Consider the following 15,439-nt stretch of genomic DNA (forward strand, 5'->3'; position numbering starts at 1 on the left):
TCATTATCTATGGATTGGATAATGACTTTTTCTGTACAATCTTTAGAAAAAATTTACATAATCTTTCTTGAATCCGTTTTCTCTTGGGACTATAATAGACGTTACTAAGAAAATCGGGAGGATATTATGCTGTTTCAGAATACAGGACTGACCAGGGCGATGTATCAGTTTTTTCAGACACTCATTTACGTTGCCCCTGCCACACTATTTGCTGTTTCGTTGCATGAATTTGCACATGGATATGTGTCATATAAACTCGGGGATATGACACCAAAATATGACGGAAGACTGACCTTGAATCCATTTAAGCATCTGGATGTGTGGGGAACGTTATGTCTGCTTGTATTTCATGTGGGATGGGCAAAGCCGGTAAGGATCAATACCAGGAATTATAAGAATAAAAAAAGAGATACGATTCTTGTGGCAGCAGCGGGAGTAGTCATGAATTTCTTGCTTGCGTTTGTCTGTATGATTCTGCACGGGCTTTTGTATAAGTACGGATCGAGTGGGTTGATTCTGAATTATCTTTATGTGCTTACTTATTATGGAGCAGTGCTGAATATTGGACTTGGTGTGTTCAATCTGATTCCGATTCCGCCCCTTGACGGATCGAATATTCTTGCTGAGATCTTTCCGAGGGTAGCAGAGTTTTACTGGAAGATCCGACCGTATAGTATGTGGATTCTGCTTCTGTTACTTGGAACAGGAATTCTGGATGTGCCGATCAGTCTGCTGAATTCTGCAGTAATCAATGGAATGTGGAGTTTTGTGAAAGCAATTCTGAGAGTTGGATTTGTGACGACCGGTGGAGGAACGGTGATTTAAGAGAAAGGTGAAAAAGAGCCGGGAAACGGTGTAAGTGAAAATAGAAAATTGCGTATAGGAAAATGCAGGTAGTCGAGAGGATTACCTGCATTTTTCGTATACATTGTAAAACTGAAAAGAAATAAGGAAATATTACGAAAGACATTCAATAAAAATGTCTTTCGTATAATATGTAAGGCATTTAGAATGGAACATCTATTTCATTTTCGGATGTATCGCTTTTGGATTCATCAGATGCATCAGGGGTAGAAGACTTTGGAAGTCCTCCGGATACGGCAGTCTTTGCACTGATTCCGTTGATCTCAACGCGGTCGTCAACGACAATGACCAGGCATTTCTGACCATCGATAATACGTGTTTCTACAAGATCTGCGCATTCCGGGTTTACCTGAATGGTGATGTCCGGAGTTTTGATCTCGAATTTTTTGAGGTTTGCAATATTGGAGGCAAGGAGTGTACTGTGCTCTCCGGCAGCGGAATCGTACTGCGTATCGAATGTTTCCAACTTTTCTTCTTCGACACCGCTTTTTGCAAGGAGGTATTTAACTTCTGCTTTGTCAAGGGCGAGTGGTTCCGGATTTTCAGAATTCTGTTCAATCATTTCATTCAAGTTTTCGTGGATATTTTTGACTGTATCGTAGTCGCAGTCATCACCGAGCGTTTCTTCGATCAGTGTACGGAAAGTTTCTTTCTGATCTCCGGCGGTGAGTGGCGGAACACATCCAAGAAGCAGATCGGTCAGACCGTTTCCGAGATTCTCTGCATTTTTTGAATAATAAAGCAGATTGTGAATATCGGTGCTGCGGTCATTAAAAGCAGGGAAGAGGAAACCGGCATCCGGCATCTCTACGATCCAGTCACGGATACGCTCATGGAAGCTGTTTTCTTCTGCGTGATAACTGAGTCCTGGCTTGGAAAGCTTGACCGGACAGAAGGTACACATGATGTAATCATAGACTTCATCGGATGCATCGAACATTTCACTTCCGTCCGTTGATTTTCCCGGAATATCGTAGGCTGCATGGACGAGCAGGATCAGATAGTTCTCGGCATAATCATAGGAATCGATGACGCGATTATAGAATTCTTCCAGAAGAGCGTCGTCAGTAAGCCGGCTGTTTCTTAATTTGAGAAGAAATTCCTGTGTACCACCTTCCGATTCGGTCTCCAGAGGAAATTCCATATTCAGAAGATTTTTTCCGATCGTACCGGACAAGGACTTTCTGAAAATGTCAAAATACTTGAACATTTCCTCTTCCGGAAGAGAAAGGAAAGCATCTTTCATCTCCGTTTTTTTCTCTTTTTCACCATCTACATAGCATCCGCAGATGCGGGTGATCGCACAGTTGGATGGGGTGAACTGTTTTTTGATTTCAGTAACTTCTTTTTTATTCATAGTAAGTAAATCCCCTTTTGGTAATTGTGATTTTGTAAAAGACTGATGCTTATGAATTATAACATATTTTGAGGAAGAGTGTGATTAGGAGAGAAAATTATTTGATTATTTTCAGAATAATGTATATACTAAGTATATACATTATATGGAGGTGAATTTTATGCAAACACAGGTAAAAGCATGGGGAAATAGTCAGGGAATCAGACTTCCAAAAGATATTTTACAAGAGGCCAATGTAGAAATAAATGATATGCTGGAAGTAAAAGTATCGGATGGTATGATTATGCTTGTTAAGACCTTCAGGCATCAAAAATTAGAAGAAAGAGCTGAAAAGTTTGGTGGTAAGTTAAATCTTGATGGAGAATATGAATGGGATAAGCCGGAAGGAAGAGAGGTGTGGTAGAAAATGGAGATACAGCAGGGGGCTGTTTTAAAAGTGGAAAAAATTAAGGATCCTGTATTTGTTGCAAGTAAAAATTTTTTTAATCAGTCGGGAGAAATAATTGGCTGTCCAATATTAGGAGAGAGTACAGAAAGCCCACTTCACATTTATGTTGAAATGGATGAAAATAAAGGTTATATCCAATGTGAACAAATGAAAATGTTAGACTTGAGAGTCAGGGGGTATAAAATAATAGATCGTGTAAAAATGGCAGATGTAATTAATGTAACAGACGCAATACAGAGTATATTCGACTATATATAAATGCAGGGAACCAATCCGGAACCCTGCATTCATAATATCTGCTATTAAGCCATCATTCCTGTGAGAATATCATTCACAAGCTTTCCGTCAGCTTTTCCTTTTACTTTCGGCATCAGTTCTTTCATGATACGTCCTTTATCCTTTGGTGTCGGAGCATCAATTCCAAGACCGGAAAGGACACCTGCGATTACTTCTTTGATCTCAGCTTCGTCCATCATCTTCGGAGCATACTGCTCAAGAACAGCGATACGTTTCTCGCATTCTTCAATAATGTCTGTACGATCAGCAGGAGTCATCTCCAGAGTTTCTTTTGTCTGTTTGATCTCTTTTAAGATAACCTGAACTTCTTCTTCTTCGGTAAGATCGGCACGTTTGTCGATGGCTTTGTTCTTAAGGGCTGCAAGAAGAGCAGATAATGTCTCTTTTGTGTCCTTATCCTTTGCTTTCATGGCTGCGACCATAGCGCTTCTTACTTCATCAATTTTACTCATTGTATATTCCTCCAAACTTGAGGCAAAATGCCTGTCTGCACTTTATTGTAGCAGATGGGGAAAGAATTTTCAATCTCTGGAAGAGGAAAACTTGGGTGGCTATTTTTCAAAAAGTGCGGTATACTGAGAGGAATGAATCAGGGATAGATGAGAGGTTAAGCGATAGGATGAGTGGCTGTACATTATGTCCGCGGATGTGTGAGGCGGACAGGGAGAATGGGAAGACAGGTTTTTGCGGAGAGACAGGGGAGATCCGGGCGGCGAGAGCGGCGCTTCATATGTGGGAGGAACCCTGTATTTCCGGAAAGGAAGGATCAGGGACGGTCTTTTTTACGGGATGTACTTTAAGATGTGTGTTCTGTCAGAACCATGAGATTGCGGGAAGCAAGGTTGGCAAAGTGATCTCAGAAGAGCGGCTGGCGGAGATCTTTCTGGAACTGCAGGGGAAAGGTGCGAATAATATCAATCTTGTGACGCCGACGCATTTTGTGCCGCAGATCATCCGGGCGCTTCAGAGTGCAAAGAAGCAGGGAATGTACTTGCCGATTGTATATAATACGGGCGGTTACGAGAGAGTGGAAACCTTGAAAATGCTGGATGGTCTGGTGGATATTTACCTGCCGGATTTCAAATATTTAAATACAGATCATGCGAAAAAATATTCGATGGCGGAGGATTATCCGGAGGTTGCGAAGGCGGCTCTTGCTGAGATGGTAAGACAGACAGGAGAGCCGGCATTTGATGAGTGCGGAATGATGAAGCGTGGCGTGATCGTGCGTCATCTGCTTTTGCCGGGATGTCTTGCGGATGGAAAAAGAGTGGTGAAATATTTGCATGAGACTTATGGAAACCGGATTTATATGAGCCTGATGAGCCAGTATACGCCACTGGAGAGTCTGGATGCGGTAAAATATCCGGAGCTGAACCGGAAAGTGCCAGAGTATGCGTATGAGAAACTGGTGGACTATGCGATCTCGCTTGGTGTGATGCAGGCGTTTATACAGGAAGGGGATACGGCAAAGGAGAGCTTTATTCCACCGTTTACACTGGAAGGAGTATAGGAAAGGAGAATGATATGAAAAGACAGGTGACAATGGAAGAAATTTCAGATGGAAAATTATATACCAGCAATGATCTGGTAAAAGCGGACTGTGGCGATTGTGAGGGATGCCACGCCTGTTGTACGGGGATGGGAAGCTCGATTGTGCTGGATCCGTTGGATATTGTCCGGATCAGCAGGGGAACAGGAGCGGTTTTTGAGACTTTGCTTGCAGGAAAGATTGAACTGAATGTGGTAGACGGAATCATTTTGCCGAATCTGAAGATGGCAGGAGCGGAAGATGGCTGTGGTTTTCTGACAGAGGAAGGAAGATGTGGGATTCATCCATTTCGTCCGGGAATCTGTAGGCTTTTCCCGCTTGGAAGATATTATGAGGAAAATGGTTTCCGCTATTTTCTTCAGGTACATGAATGTCAGAAAGAGAACCGGGCGAAAGTAAAGGTTAAAAAATGGCTTGATACACCGGAACTGAAAAAGTATGAAACGTATATTGCCAGATGGCATGGATTACTGATTCAGTTACAGGAATACATTGCAGCACATCCGGAGAGTGCGAAAGCGGTCAGCATGGATGTACTGCAGAGATTTTACCTTACTCCGTATCAGACGGAAGAATTTTACAGTGAGTTTTTCCGGAGAATGGACGAGGCAAAAAAGGCATATTGCTAAATACAATTGAAATAATCGGCAGCCAGGGAGTATTGATCTGTCAGAAATTCTGGAAAGGTGTCACGGAAACCGGAACCTTGCGGCAAAAGAGCTGGGGATCAGTACGACGACGCTCTGGCGGAGGATGAAGAAATATGGCGTGGAAGCAAAGTATGATGAATAGCTGATGAGAAATAAAGAATAAAAAAAGATAGGACAGACTTTTTAATACCCGTTGTGAGGGTGAAGGAAAGGCTGTCCTGTTTTTTGACGAAAATCTGTAAGTAAACTTATCTGTCAAGAATATTTTCTTATATAGGCAAACCTGTACAAGGATATGGAAGATGTGTGCACAGGAATCCTTGCCTGGGATTTAAAAATATCACAACTGCAAGGCAAGATATAAAAGCACCGCATCCTTGAAAACACGCGGATTCAACCTGCATTTCTGGTAAATATGATTCAGCTTGTACTGCACTGTGTTTTTGTGAAGAAACAGCTTCTGGCTGGTTCCGAGAAGAGACATATTTGCTTCAAAGTAAGTCTGAAGCAGATTTCTTTCTTCATCAGAAAGTGCAGAGATCGTTTTTTGCAGATAAGCATTTTTTTCCTGCTCCGAGATGGAAGAGAGCAGAATTTCCAGTGTCATATCATCGAAAAAAGCAATCCCGTTTTCTGAACTCCGGCAGTATTTCAGCGCAGTGAGTGCAGACTGGTAAGAAAGAGAAAGCTGGAAAAGCTGACATTTCTTTCCGACTGCAATGGAGAGCAAAGCTCCACAGTTTGCGGTAAAATCAGCCAGTATCTGATAGAGAGCGGCTTTGCCGGAGTTTTCCAGCACGGCAAGATATTCATTTGGATAATAAAAGGTATAAAGAGTAATACCAAGCGTGCCGAAAAGTCCGATGATCTTCTGTTCAAGGGAAGAAGAGTTGTTGTGTCCATCTGGTGATGACTGGATGATCAGAAGCCGTTTCTTTGTCCCTGGATTTACCTGCAGATCCGAAAGGCAGGTGTCCAGATAATCCGGATCAGCAATCTCATTCCGGATCAGGGCATCGATAACAAAGTGTTTTTTATCTTCCAGAGAGCGACTCAGTCGGTTTAGCTCTTTTTCACGGATCAGCAGATGGGTAATCCGGTCGGCAAGATGGACGTACTGGCGGACCTGGTCCGGTTCTCCGGTAATTCCGATCACTGCAAGAAAACTGCCGTGATAATAGAGTGGCATATTGATTCCTTTTTGTGTTCCGGGAAAATCATCATCTGAAAAAACTTCGATTGTCTGTTCTGTCTGGGCGGCTTTGTGACCGATGGCATGAAACGTACCAATCCGGTCGGCGTTGGTACTCGCAAAAATCATTCCCTGCTTATCGATAAAATTGATATCCTGTCCGCAGGTGTCTTTGATCGTGTTTACTACCTGAAAGGCAAGTGATTTGTCTAACTTCATTTTAAACATCCTCCGATTCTGGAAAAGAAGTTGCGGGAATGATGCAGATGCTTATCCTGCATTTAACAGGATAAAGAGAACGGTATCATTACCACTTATTTAAGAATTGTAGCATTATTTGGAGAGAGGAACAAGGTGGAAAAGTACAAGGGGAAGATTGCATAAAAGAAGAACTGGAAAATGTATATGATTCACAAAAATGCAATATATGAATGAAAGATTTCAAAATATGAAATAAAACAATTGCTGAAAAAGTATAAATTGACAGAAAAATATCATGTTGAAATGAAGATCTGTCAGGTCGTAGATCGTTGTGTTGTTGATGGTCAGTGTAGGAAAAGAAGAAAATCATAAAGAAAAGAGAGTATTTCTGTAAAAACTATACAAAAACACTCTCTGAAATTTGTAAATAATGTTAGAACTATAACAGACGGAATACCTGTTCCACAGCTGCTGTCATATTTGATTTTGCATTTTTGGGATCCATTGCTTCGTCTAGTGTTGTGATTCCACGGACGATCGGGAAGAATGCATCGATTCCGGCCGCATTGCAGGCTGTTGCTTCCGGGGTGACGCTTCCGGCAAAAGCAACGACTTTGGAGCCGTATTTTTTTGCAAGTCTTGTCACACCGACAGGAGCTTTTCCCATAGCGGTCTGGTGATCGAGGCGTCCCTCGCCGGTAACAGTGATATCTGTATCTTCTAATTCTTTTTCCAGTTCGACAGCGTTAAGAATCAGATCGATTCCAGGAGTCAGCGTAGCATTTAAATAACTGAGAAATGCAAAGCCAAGACCCCCTGCAGCACCGGCACCTTCTGCAGATGCATAATCATTATGAAGAAATTTGGAGGTAACAGAAGCATAATGATTCATTGCCTGATCCAGTTCTTCTGCTATTTCCGGTGTGACACCTTTTTGCGGACCATAAATATAGGTAGCTCCGTTCTTTCCGCAAAGTGGATTAGTTACATCACAGGCAATATGAAAACTGCATTCTTTGAGAATTGGGTTAGCTTTTTCTATTATAATAGAAGATACCCGGTCAAGCGCCTGTCCGCCTTCGCCGACATCCTGTCCATTTTCATCGAAAAATTGATAGCCAAGTGCCTTAAGCATTCCAATTCCACCATCATTTGTTGCGCTTCCTCCAATTCCAATAATGAAATTGCGGATACCGCGTTCCATGGCATCTGCGATCATTTCACCGACACCGTAAGTGGTTGCAGTAAGTGGATTTTTTTCGGATTCTCTTACCAGGATAATTCCGGCAGCGGCAGCCATTTCGAGGATGGCAGTATTTTTTTCTGCCAGATATCCGTAATGTGCATTTACCGGAGTACCAAGAGGACCAGTCACTGTAAGATCAATACGCTCACCACCAAGTCCTGCAATCAGGGCATCTGTGGTGCCTTCACCACCATCTGCAAGTGGTTTTACGACAACATTCGCATCCGGGTGTGCTTTTAAGATTCCTTCCTTTGCAGCCATTCCGGCTTCAATCGAAGTGAGACTTCCTTTAAATGAATCAATTGCAACTACAACTTTCATAATTTCTAATCTCCTTATCATTGAATTTATTTTATGATAAATCCAGTGTATCATGGATTGAAGGAAAAAAGAATGTTATAAGAAATAATAAAAAGAATAAATAAACATAAAAATATGTCCCTTATAACATTTGCAAAAAGTGGGATATTTCCTATAATATGATGTAAGTGTCAAAAGTATCAATTGCGTTTGTGTTCGCACAAATAAGCAATTGATACTTATTGACACGTTGAACACCGAAAACGGAATAAAATGGTGTGAATACGCTATTTTATGGGAGTTTGAGGTGTTCGAGGATTGCGGGAATTGCATAGCAATGGGGCAATCCGGTTACATCAGTGAGTGGCAAAATTTACTTTTGACACTCATATCATAAGATAGTAAAAACAGACAGTAAGGAACAGAAAAACAAAATGCAGGGAGTGGAAATCATGAATAAAAAGGAGATAAAACTGAGTAATGGATGTGATTGCCATTCCAAGAAGTGGAAAGGCAGAACATGTACTGCAGAACTTGGAGGCGGGAAAGGTTCATTTGACAGCGGAGGAATATGCCAGATTAGATGCTGCTTTTCCGGCACCTCGGGAAAAAACATATCTTGATATTGTGTAAATCCCGGTGGAATGTGGACGGTGAGATACAAATTAAAAAAATAGAGAAAGACCACACTTATAGATAAACAAAATAAAACTTATTGAAAATTTAAAAAATTGTTTTGCATTCTTGTTCTTTTTATGATATTGTCTTTAGAGGTACAATAATTCAGGGAGGAACAAGAAATGAATAATTACATGTATCTGGTCCCGATTGCAGCTGTTATTGCTTTATTATTTGCAGCATATCTTGCTGGTAAAGTAGGAAAACAGGATGCAGGTACGGACCGCATGAAAGAGATTGCAGGCGCAATCGCGGAGGGCGCAAGAGCTTTCCTCATGGCTGAATACAAGATTCTGGTCATTTTTGTAGTAGTGCTTTTTGTACTGATCGGATTTGGTATCAGCTGGGTAACAGCAGTATGCTTTGTAATTGGAGCACTTTTCTCAACAGTTGCAGGATACTGTGGTATGACAGTCGCTACAAAAGCGAACGTAAGAACTGCTAACGCAGCAAAAGAAAGCGGAATGAATAAAGCATTATCAATTGCTTTTTCTGGCGGGGCCGTTATGGGAATGTGCGTAGCAGGTCTTGGAGCACTTGGCGTAAGCCTTGTGTACATTGTTACAAAGAACGTAGATGTGCTTTCAGGATTCAGCCTTGGTGCATCTTCAATCGCACTTTTCGCCCGTGTTGGTGGTGGTATCTACACCAAAGCAGCAGACGTTGGTGCAGACCTTGTTGGTAAAGTAGAAGCAGGTATCCCGGAAGATGATCCGCGTAACCCGGCTGTTATCGCTGACAATGTAGGTGATAACGTAGGTGACGTTGCAGGTATGGGAGCTGACCTTTTTGAATCTTATGTTGGTTCACTTGTATCAGCACTGACTCTTGGAGCAGCAGCAGGAGCTGTATCCGGAGTACTTTATCCGCTTGCGATCGCAGGATGTGGTCTGATCGCTTCTATCATCGGAACCTTCTTTGTAAAAGGTGATGAGAATTCGAATCCGCAGAAAGCTCTTACAAAGGGAAGCTATGCAGCTTCTATCGTAGTTATTGTTGTAGCACTTGTACTGAGTAATGTACTCTTCGGAAAGATGAGTGCGGCAATTGCCGTTATCGCAGGTCTGGTTGTTGGTGTGATCATCGGTAACATCACAGAGTACTACACATCAGCAGACTACAAACCGGTTCAGGGAATCGGAGAACAGTCAGAGACTGGTGCAGCTACTACAATCATCAGTGGTATTGCGGTAGGAATGAAATCTACAGCAATCCCGCTTCTCCTGATCTGTGTAGGTATCTTTGTATCTTACTCAGTTGCAGGACTTTACGGAATCGCACTTGCAGCAGTAGGTATGCTTTCTACAACAGGTATCACAGTTGCCGTTGATGCATACGGACCGATCGCAGACAATGCAGGTGGTATCGCAGAAATGTCAGGATTGGATGAATCTGTTCGTGAAATCACAGATAAGCTTGACTCAGTAGGAAATACAACTGCAGCTATGGGTAAGGGATTCGCGATCGGATCAGCAGCCCTTACCGCACTTGCACTTTTCGTATCTTATGCACAGGCAGTTGGTCTTGAAGCAATCAACCTTCTTGACTACAGAGTAATCATCGGTATCTTTATCGGTGGTATGCTTACATTCCTCTTCTCCGCATTTACTATGGAGTCTGTATCAAAGGCTGCATACAAGATGATCGAAGAAGTAAGACGCCAGTTCCGTGAAAAACCGGGCATTATGAAAGGTGAAGAAAAACCGGATTATACATCATGCGTTGCAATTTCTACCACAGCAGCTCTTCACGAAATGCTGCTTCCGGGTGTGATGGCAGTCGTAGTACCGTTGATCGTTGGTATCGTTCTTGGTGTGGAATCCCTCGGTGGATTACTTTCCGGAGCACTTGTTACAGGTGTACTTATGGCAATCTTCATGTCCAATGCTGGTGGAGCATGGGATAATGCTAAGAAATACATCGAAACAGGACATCATGGCGGAAAAGGAAGCGAAGCTCACAAAGCAGCAGTTGTTGGTGATACAGTAGGTGATCCGTTCAAGGATACATCAGGACCGTCTATTAACATCCTGATCAAACTTATGACAATTGTTTCACTTGTATTTGCACCGTTATTCTTATCAATCGGTGGATTACTGTAAGAATTGAATAAAGTAAAAGAAATCCTTCATTTGCGGGAAACCACAGATGAGGGATTTTTTTGTAAAAGGCACGAATTATTTGATTTATAAATAAGACAAGCAAATTATAGTTAAATACGATAAGACAATCTATAGAAATAGGACTGGTTTGATGTTAGAATGAAAAAGTGATGTAAGATGACAAAGGAGAGAGAAAAATGATAGAAGAAAGTATGATTCGGGAAAAATTTATAAAAGGATATGATTGCTCTCAGGTCGTTCTGTCTTATTTCGCAGAGAGACTTGGGATTACGGAAGAGATGGCGAATAAAGTCTCGGCTTGTTTTGGAGGTGGAATGATGCATGGGGATACATGCGGTGCATTTACCGGAGCAATCATGGCTGTTGGATTAAAATATGGACACTGGGATGTGAATACTCTGCTTCGGCAAAAAGAAGAAATGATGAACAAATATGCAGAATTTAGAGCATTGTTTCTGGAAAAGTTTGCAACAAACAGTTGCAAAGAGTTATTAGGCTATGATGTATCGCTTCCGGAACAGCTTGAAGAAGCACTTTCGAGTGGCAGAATGCTGGATTTTTGTCCTAAAGTAGTGGAAAGTGTGATTGAAATGTTGGAGGAAATATTATAGATGAAAGATGCACTTATTTTATTTACGAGGGTGCCGATACCAGGACAGACAAAGACCAGGCTGATGCCTTTTCTAACTGGGGAAGAGTGCGCGCGTCTACATGCCTGCTTTGTAAAGGATATATATGAAAAAGCAAAGCAGGTGGATGCGGATATTTTCGTGTTTTTTACACCAAAGGATGAAAAGAAGCTGCTACAGCAAGTTCTTGATAATGAGACAGTATGTCTTCCACAATTTGGTGATGATCTTGGTGAAAGGATGAAGAATGCGATTGGAATCGTACTGAGAATGGGGTATGAGAAAGTAATTCTGATCGGGACAGATATTCCGCAGATTCATCCGGAAACACTGAAAAATGCATTTGATAATCTTGGGGGAAAAGATATTGTGATTCATCCTACATTTGATGGAGGGTACTATCTGATCGGAATGAAAAAAGAATATGATTCTATATGGAAAATTGAACGATACGGAACGAATACAGTTATTTATGATACCTTACAGCACATGAGAAATGAGAAGCTCTCTACGGCGGTAGGTCAGATGTATTATGATGTGGATGATAAGGGAGATTTGTACCACCTGTATGAGGATATTGAAAAGGGAGCAATTTGTAACTGTCCAATTACGATTGATTATCTGGAACTGGGACTGAAAGGAAAGCTGGATAAAAATTATGAATAAGTGGGATTTGGATGCATGTATCCATTGTGGAAAATGTACCAGAAGTTGTCTGTTTCTGGAAAAATACGGAATTGATCTGCCGGTATTAAAAGAAAAACCGGAGCTGGCATATCATTGTTTCTTGTGTGGAACCTGCGGGTGTGTCTGTCCAAAAGGAATTGATGGAAAAGAGATTGCACTTGACAGTCGGAGAAAATTGGTTGAAGACGGAGGTGGGAAGCTTCTTGATAATTCATATGACGGACTGCTCTTAGAAAAGAATCCGTATAAATTTGCAAATTACCGCCATTCAAAAAAGAAAGCAGTTTTTTTTACGGGATGTAATTTTCCGTCTTTTTTTCCGAAAACGACAGATAAGTTGGTGGAAGAATTCGCAAAATATGATGTGGGAGTTGTATATGACTGTTGTGGGAAACCGATTGAAGAACTGGGACTTGTTTCAGAGGCAGCGGGGATCATTGAGCGAATCAACTGGAAATTAAAAGAGTCAGGAGTAGAACAGGTGATCATGGCATGTCCGAACTGCTATTATTTTTTAAAAGGACGACTGGATGCGGAGATTATCAGTGTTTACGAAAAAATGGCAGAGCTTAAAATTGGAAATATTTATCAAAAAGAAAGGATTCCAATGTATTATCCATGTCCGGACCGAAAAGACAGAAAGTTTGAATATGATATGAAGCCATTCCTTGTCGGAAAGGTAGAAGATGCATTCAGAGATGTACAGTGTTGCGGGCTTGGTGGATGCGCAGCTGGAAAAGAAGCGGATGTGGCACAGGCACTGACAGACCGTGTAAAAGCATCGAGGGAGCCGGAACTTTATACATATTGTGCTTCGTGCATCTGTAGTTTCAGAAGGAGAGGATATGAAGATGCAAAGCATTTGCTACCGCTTATTATGGGAATCGATGAAAAGGTACCTCTTGGGAAAACACCTATTTTGAATCGGGCAAAATGTAAATTTAAATAGGGGAGTCGTGGGAAAAGAATGACGATTAAAGAATTAGAGGAATTTCGGATGATTTGTCTAAGAGGAAGTCTTGCGAGGGCTTCAAAAGAGCTTTTTATGTCACCACAGGGACTCAGCCGTGTACTGAAAAATCTGGAAAATGAACTGGAATGTACGTTGCTTGACAGGGTTGCCTCCGGGATAGAACTGACAGAGAGCGGACAGAGGCTGTATGATTATGCGAATACGGTTCTTAGCGAATATGATAAATTGAAAAAAGAAATTGATATGATACGTGCGAGTGAGGAAGGGACAGTAGAACTTCTGGTTGCCTATGATATCCTGCGTTACCTGACGCCAGACTGTATTCTGGAATTTCAGAAGAAATATCCGAATGTGACATTTTCTTATATGGAATATCCGGATCGGATCGTAGAGAAAATGCTGCTTGACAAAGAAGGGAATGTGGCATTGTCGATCGGACCATTTGCAGGAGATTGTTTTGATATGAAAAGTTTAAAAAAATGCAGTCTGGGGCTTCTGGTCTATGAAGGACATTCTCTGGCGAAAAAAAGAGAAGCAACTATTCTGGATCTGGAAGGCGAGCCTCTTTATCTTGAAAACAGCAGTTTTAAACTCAATGAGTTTATTCAGAGCAGATGCTGGAACCGGGGATTTGAACCGGATATTGTATTTGAGACAAATGGATTTGATCTCTGCTATAAAATGTGCCGGCTGAAGAGAGGGATTTCTGTGACGATTGACTTTGTCCATGAAGATATGAATACAGAGGGGCTGGTCATGATTCCTTTCGCAGAAGATGATATGATCTGGGAAATCGGTCTTCTTACGCTGAAGGACAGAGCAATGGAATCATCGGTAGAAAAATTCTATAAGTATATAGAAAAATACAATAGCTAAACGAAGTGTTGAGGGGCAACAACAAAGCAGGAATGAAAAACAGCGTGCTTTTTGTTAATAATTTGTTATAATGAAGGACGGAGAAAATGAAGGAGGAAAATTTTAATGAAAAAGAGAATTGCAGCGCTGCTTTTAAGTACTGTGATGGCGTTTTCCTTAACAGCATGTGGAAACAGCGCAAAGACAGAAAAAGCAGACAACAAAGAAACCAAGCAGACAACCGAAGCCGTAGAGGATATGAGCTTCGATGAAATGGTGGATGCAGCCAAGGGTACAACCGTTACATTTTACGGATGGGGCGGAGATGATAGCTTAAATGACTGGCTTGATAACTACTATGCACCGCGTCTGAAAGAAAAATATGACATCACACTGGAACGTGTACCGATGGATATTGATGCGATTTTAAGTCAGCTTTCCGGTGAAATTTCAACAGATAAAAAAGATGGCGATATCGATATGATCTGGATTAATGGAGAAAACTTCAAGACCTGTAAAGAAAACAACATGCTTTACGGACCGTTTGCAGAAGAACTTCCGAACTTCCAGTCTTATATTGATACAGATGATGAAGAGACAAATGCAGACTTCTGCTTTCCGATTGAGGGATATGAAGCTCCATACGGAAAAGCACAGCTTGTTATGATCGCAGATACAGCAGTAACACCGGATCTTCCGACAAACACAGATGAGTTCATGGAGTTCTGCAAAGCGAACAAAGGAAAAGTAACTTATCCTGCATTACCTGACTTTACAGGAAGTGCATTTGTTCGTAATGTGATTTACGATATCTGTGGATATGAACAGTTCATGGATATGGAAGCTGATAAAGAGACTGTAAAAGCAGCAATTGAGCCAGCTCTTGAATATCTTCGTGAACTGAATCCATACCTGTGGAACGAAGGAAAGACTTTCCCGAAGGATTCTACAGCGCTGACCAATATGTACTCTGACGGAGAAGTTGTGATGGATATCTCTTATGGTGCATACTCAACAGCTACCAACATTGAAAATGGTACTTACACAGAGACATCTCAGTCTTTCCAGTTCGATAAAGGAACAATTGGAAATACAAACTACATTGCAATTGCAGCAAACTCAGGAAATGTAGCAGGAGCACAGGTGGCAATAAATGAGATGCTTGATCCGGAAGTACAGGCAGACCGTTTTGCTGAGATCCGTACTATTCCGGTTGTAGATTACAACAAATTAAACGATACACAGAAAGAAGCATTTGATAAAGTTGAAATCGGTAAGGGAGTAATCTCTCAGGATGAACTTTTATCAAAACGTCTTCCGGAAATGCCTTCCGCACTTGTACCGATCATCGAAGAGATCTGGGCAGAGGAAGTAGTAGGAAAATAAA

Annotated in this window: 17 protein-coding genes; 13 read left to right on the forward strand and 4 right to left on the reverse strand. The window is 41.5% G+C overall.

The window, feature by feature from the left end; genetic code table 11:
• Positions 1-126 precede the first annotated feature (126 nt).
• Positions 127-825 carry a site-2 protease family protein gene (locus tag PGZ10_RS03275; RefSeq protein WP_227119682.1) on the forward strand — a complete coding sequence of 233 codons (699 nt, stop codon included), beginning with the start codon at positions 127-129 and terminating at the stop codon, positions 823-825.
• A 181-nt stretch (positions 826-1,006) separates the two neighbouring features.
• Here the strand turns inward: PGZ10_RS03275 and PGZ10_RS03280 are convergent, their stop codons facing one another.
• A complete protein-coding gene (locus PGZ10_RS03280; RefSeq protein ID WP_270540677.1) occupies positions 1,007-2,221 on the reverse strand; it encodes a DUF4317 domain-containing protein in 1,215 nt (404 codons plus the stop codon).
• 160 nt (positions 2,222-2,381) lie between these two features.
• On the opposite strand from PGZ10_RS03280, the gene PGZ10_RS03285 reads away from it, so the two are divergent.
• A complete protein-coding gene (locus PGZ10_RS03285) occupies positions 2,382-2,624 on the forward strand; it encodes an AbrB/MazE/SpoVT family DNA-binding domain-containing protein (RefSeq protein ID WP_044998617.1) in 243 nt (80 codons plus the stop codon).
• 3 nt (positions 2,625-2,627) lie between these two features.
• Complete coding sequence (locus tag PGZ10_RS03290; protein ID WP_022221087.1) at positions 2,628-2,927, forward strand: type II toxin-antitoxin system PemK/MazF family toxin; 300 nt, start codon at positions 2,628-2,630, stop codon at positions 2,925-2,927.
• 44 nt (positions 2,928-2,971) lie between these two features.
• Here the strand turns inward: PGZ10_RS03290 and PGZ10_RS03295 are convergent, their stop codons facing one another.
• Positions 2,972-3,418, reverse strand: a complete 447-nt coding sequence (locus tag PGZ10_RS03295) for a GatB/YqeY domain-containing protein (RefSeq protein WP_008369771.1) — start codon at positions 3,416-3,418, stop codon at positions 2,972-2,974.
• A gap of 167 nt (positions 3,419-3,585) precedes the next feature.
• Here PGZ10_RS03295 and PGZ10_RS03300 point away from each other — a divergent pair, with 167 nt between their 5' ends.
• From PGZ10_RS03300 to PGZ10_RS16740, 3 genes are read left to right on the forward strand one after another with little or no spacing between them, the layout of a single operon-like run.
• Positions 3,586-4,479 (forward strand): radical SAM protein, encoded by an 894-nt coding sequence (locus PGZ10_RS03300; RefSeq protein ID WP_270202793.1) that lies wholly within the window; start codon positions 3,586-3,588, stop codon positions 4,477-4,479.
• Positions 4,480-4,493: 14 nt separating this feature from the next.
• Positions 4,494-5,147 carry a YkgJ family cysteine cluster protein gene (locus PGZ10_RS03305; protein WP_270540678.1) on the forward strand — a complete coding sequence of 218 codons (654 nt, stop codon included), beginning with the start codon at positions 4,494-4,496 and terminating at the stop codon, positions 5,145-5,147.
• Positions 5,148-5,196: 49 nt separating this feature from the next.
• Positions 5,197-5,310 carry a helix-turn-helix domain-containing protein gene (locus tag PGZ10_RS16740; protein ID WP_243034366.1) on the forward strand — a complete coding sequence of 38 codons (114 nt, stop codon included), beginning with the start codon at positions 5,197-5,199 and terminating at the stop codon, positions 5,308-5,310.
• Positions 5,311-5,508: 198 nt separating this feature from the next.
• On the opposite strand, the gene PGZ10_RS03315 is transcribed toward PGZ10_RS16740, so the two are convergent.
• Both PGZ10_RS03315 and PGZ10_RS03320 read right to left on the reverse strand, forming a co-directional pair.
• Positions 5,509-6,579, reverse strand: a complete 1,071-nt coding sequence (locus PGZ10_RS03315; RefSeq protein WP_330587334.1) for a CdaR family transcriptional regulator — start codon at positions 6,577-6,579, stop codon at positions 5,509-5,511.
• 421 nt (positions 6,580-7,000) lie between these two features.
• Positions 7,001-8,128 carry a glycerate kinase family protein gene (locus PGZ10_RS03320; RefSeq protein WP_270540679.1) on the reverse strand — a complete coding sequence of 376 codons (1,128 nt, stop codon included), beginning with the start codon at positions 8,126-8,128 and terminating at the stop codon, positions 7,001-7,003.
• 459 nt (positions 8,129-8,587) lie between these two features.
• On the opposite strand from PGZ10_RS03320, the gene PGZ10_RS03325 reads away from it, so the two are divergent.
• The 7 genes from PGZ10_RS03325 (at position 8,588) to PGZ10_RS03355 (ending at position 15,438) form a co-directional block, all read left to right on the forward strand.
• Positions 8,588-8,740 (forward strand): hypothetical protein, encoded by a 153-nt coding sequence (locus tag PGZ10_RS03325; protein ID WP_270540681.1) that lies wholly within the window; start codon positions 8,588-8,590, stop codon positions 8,738-8,740.
• A gap of 167 nt (positions 8,741-8,907) precedes the next feature.
• On the forward strand, positions 8,908-10,887 hold the full coding sequence (locus PGZ10_RS03330; protein ID WP_055247759.1) for a sodium-translocating pyrophosphatase: 1,980 nt from the start codon (positions 8,908-8,910) through the stop codon (positions 10,885-10,887).
• Between the two features lie 197 nt (positions 10,888-11,084).
• On the forward strand, positions 11,085-11,519 hold the full coding sequence (locus PGZ10_RS03335; protein WP_117555895.1) for a C-GCAxxG-C-C family protein: 435 nt from the start codon (positions 11,085-11,087) through the stop codon (positions 11,517-11,519).
• Positions 11,520-12,203: a TIGR04282 family arsenosugar biosynthesis glycosyltransferase gene (locus PGZ10_RS03340; RefSeq protein WP_022221077.1), complete on the forward strand. Its 684-nt coding sequence runs from the start codon at positions 11,520-11,522 to the stop codon at positions 12,201-12,203. It begins immediately after the preceding gene.
• Positions 12,196-13,173, forward strand: coding sequence for a (Fe-S)-binding protein (locus PGZ10_RS03345; protein WP_022221076.1), 978 nt, complete (start codon positions 12,196-12,198; stop codon positions 13,171-13,173). Before PGZ10_RS03340 ends, PGZ10_RS03345 begins: the two co-directional genes overlap by 8 nt.
• A gap of 18 nt (positions 13,174-13,191) precedes the next feature.
• Positions 13,192-14,073 (forward strand): LysR family transcriptional regulator, encoded by an 882-nt coding sequence (locus tag PGZ10_RS03350; protein ID WP_117822966.1) that lies wholly within the window; start codon positions 13,192-13,194, stop codon positions 14,071-14,073.
• 105 nt (positions 14,074-14,178) lie between these two features.
• A complete protein-coding gene (locus PGZ10_RS03355) occupies positions 14,179-15,438 on the forward strand; it encodes an ABC transporter substrate-binding protein (RefSeq protein WP_270540682.1) in 1,260 nt (419 codons plus the stop codon).
• The last annotated feature ends 1 nt before the right edge of the window (position 15,439 follow it).

Source organism: Coprococcus sp. AF102-57 (assembly GCF_027686195.1).
In the GTDB taxonomy this organism is placed as follows: domain Bacteria; phylum Bacillota; class Clostridia; order Lachnospirales; family Lachnospiraceae; genus Allocoprococcus; species Allocoprococcus comes.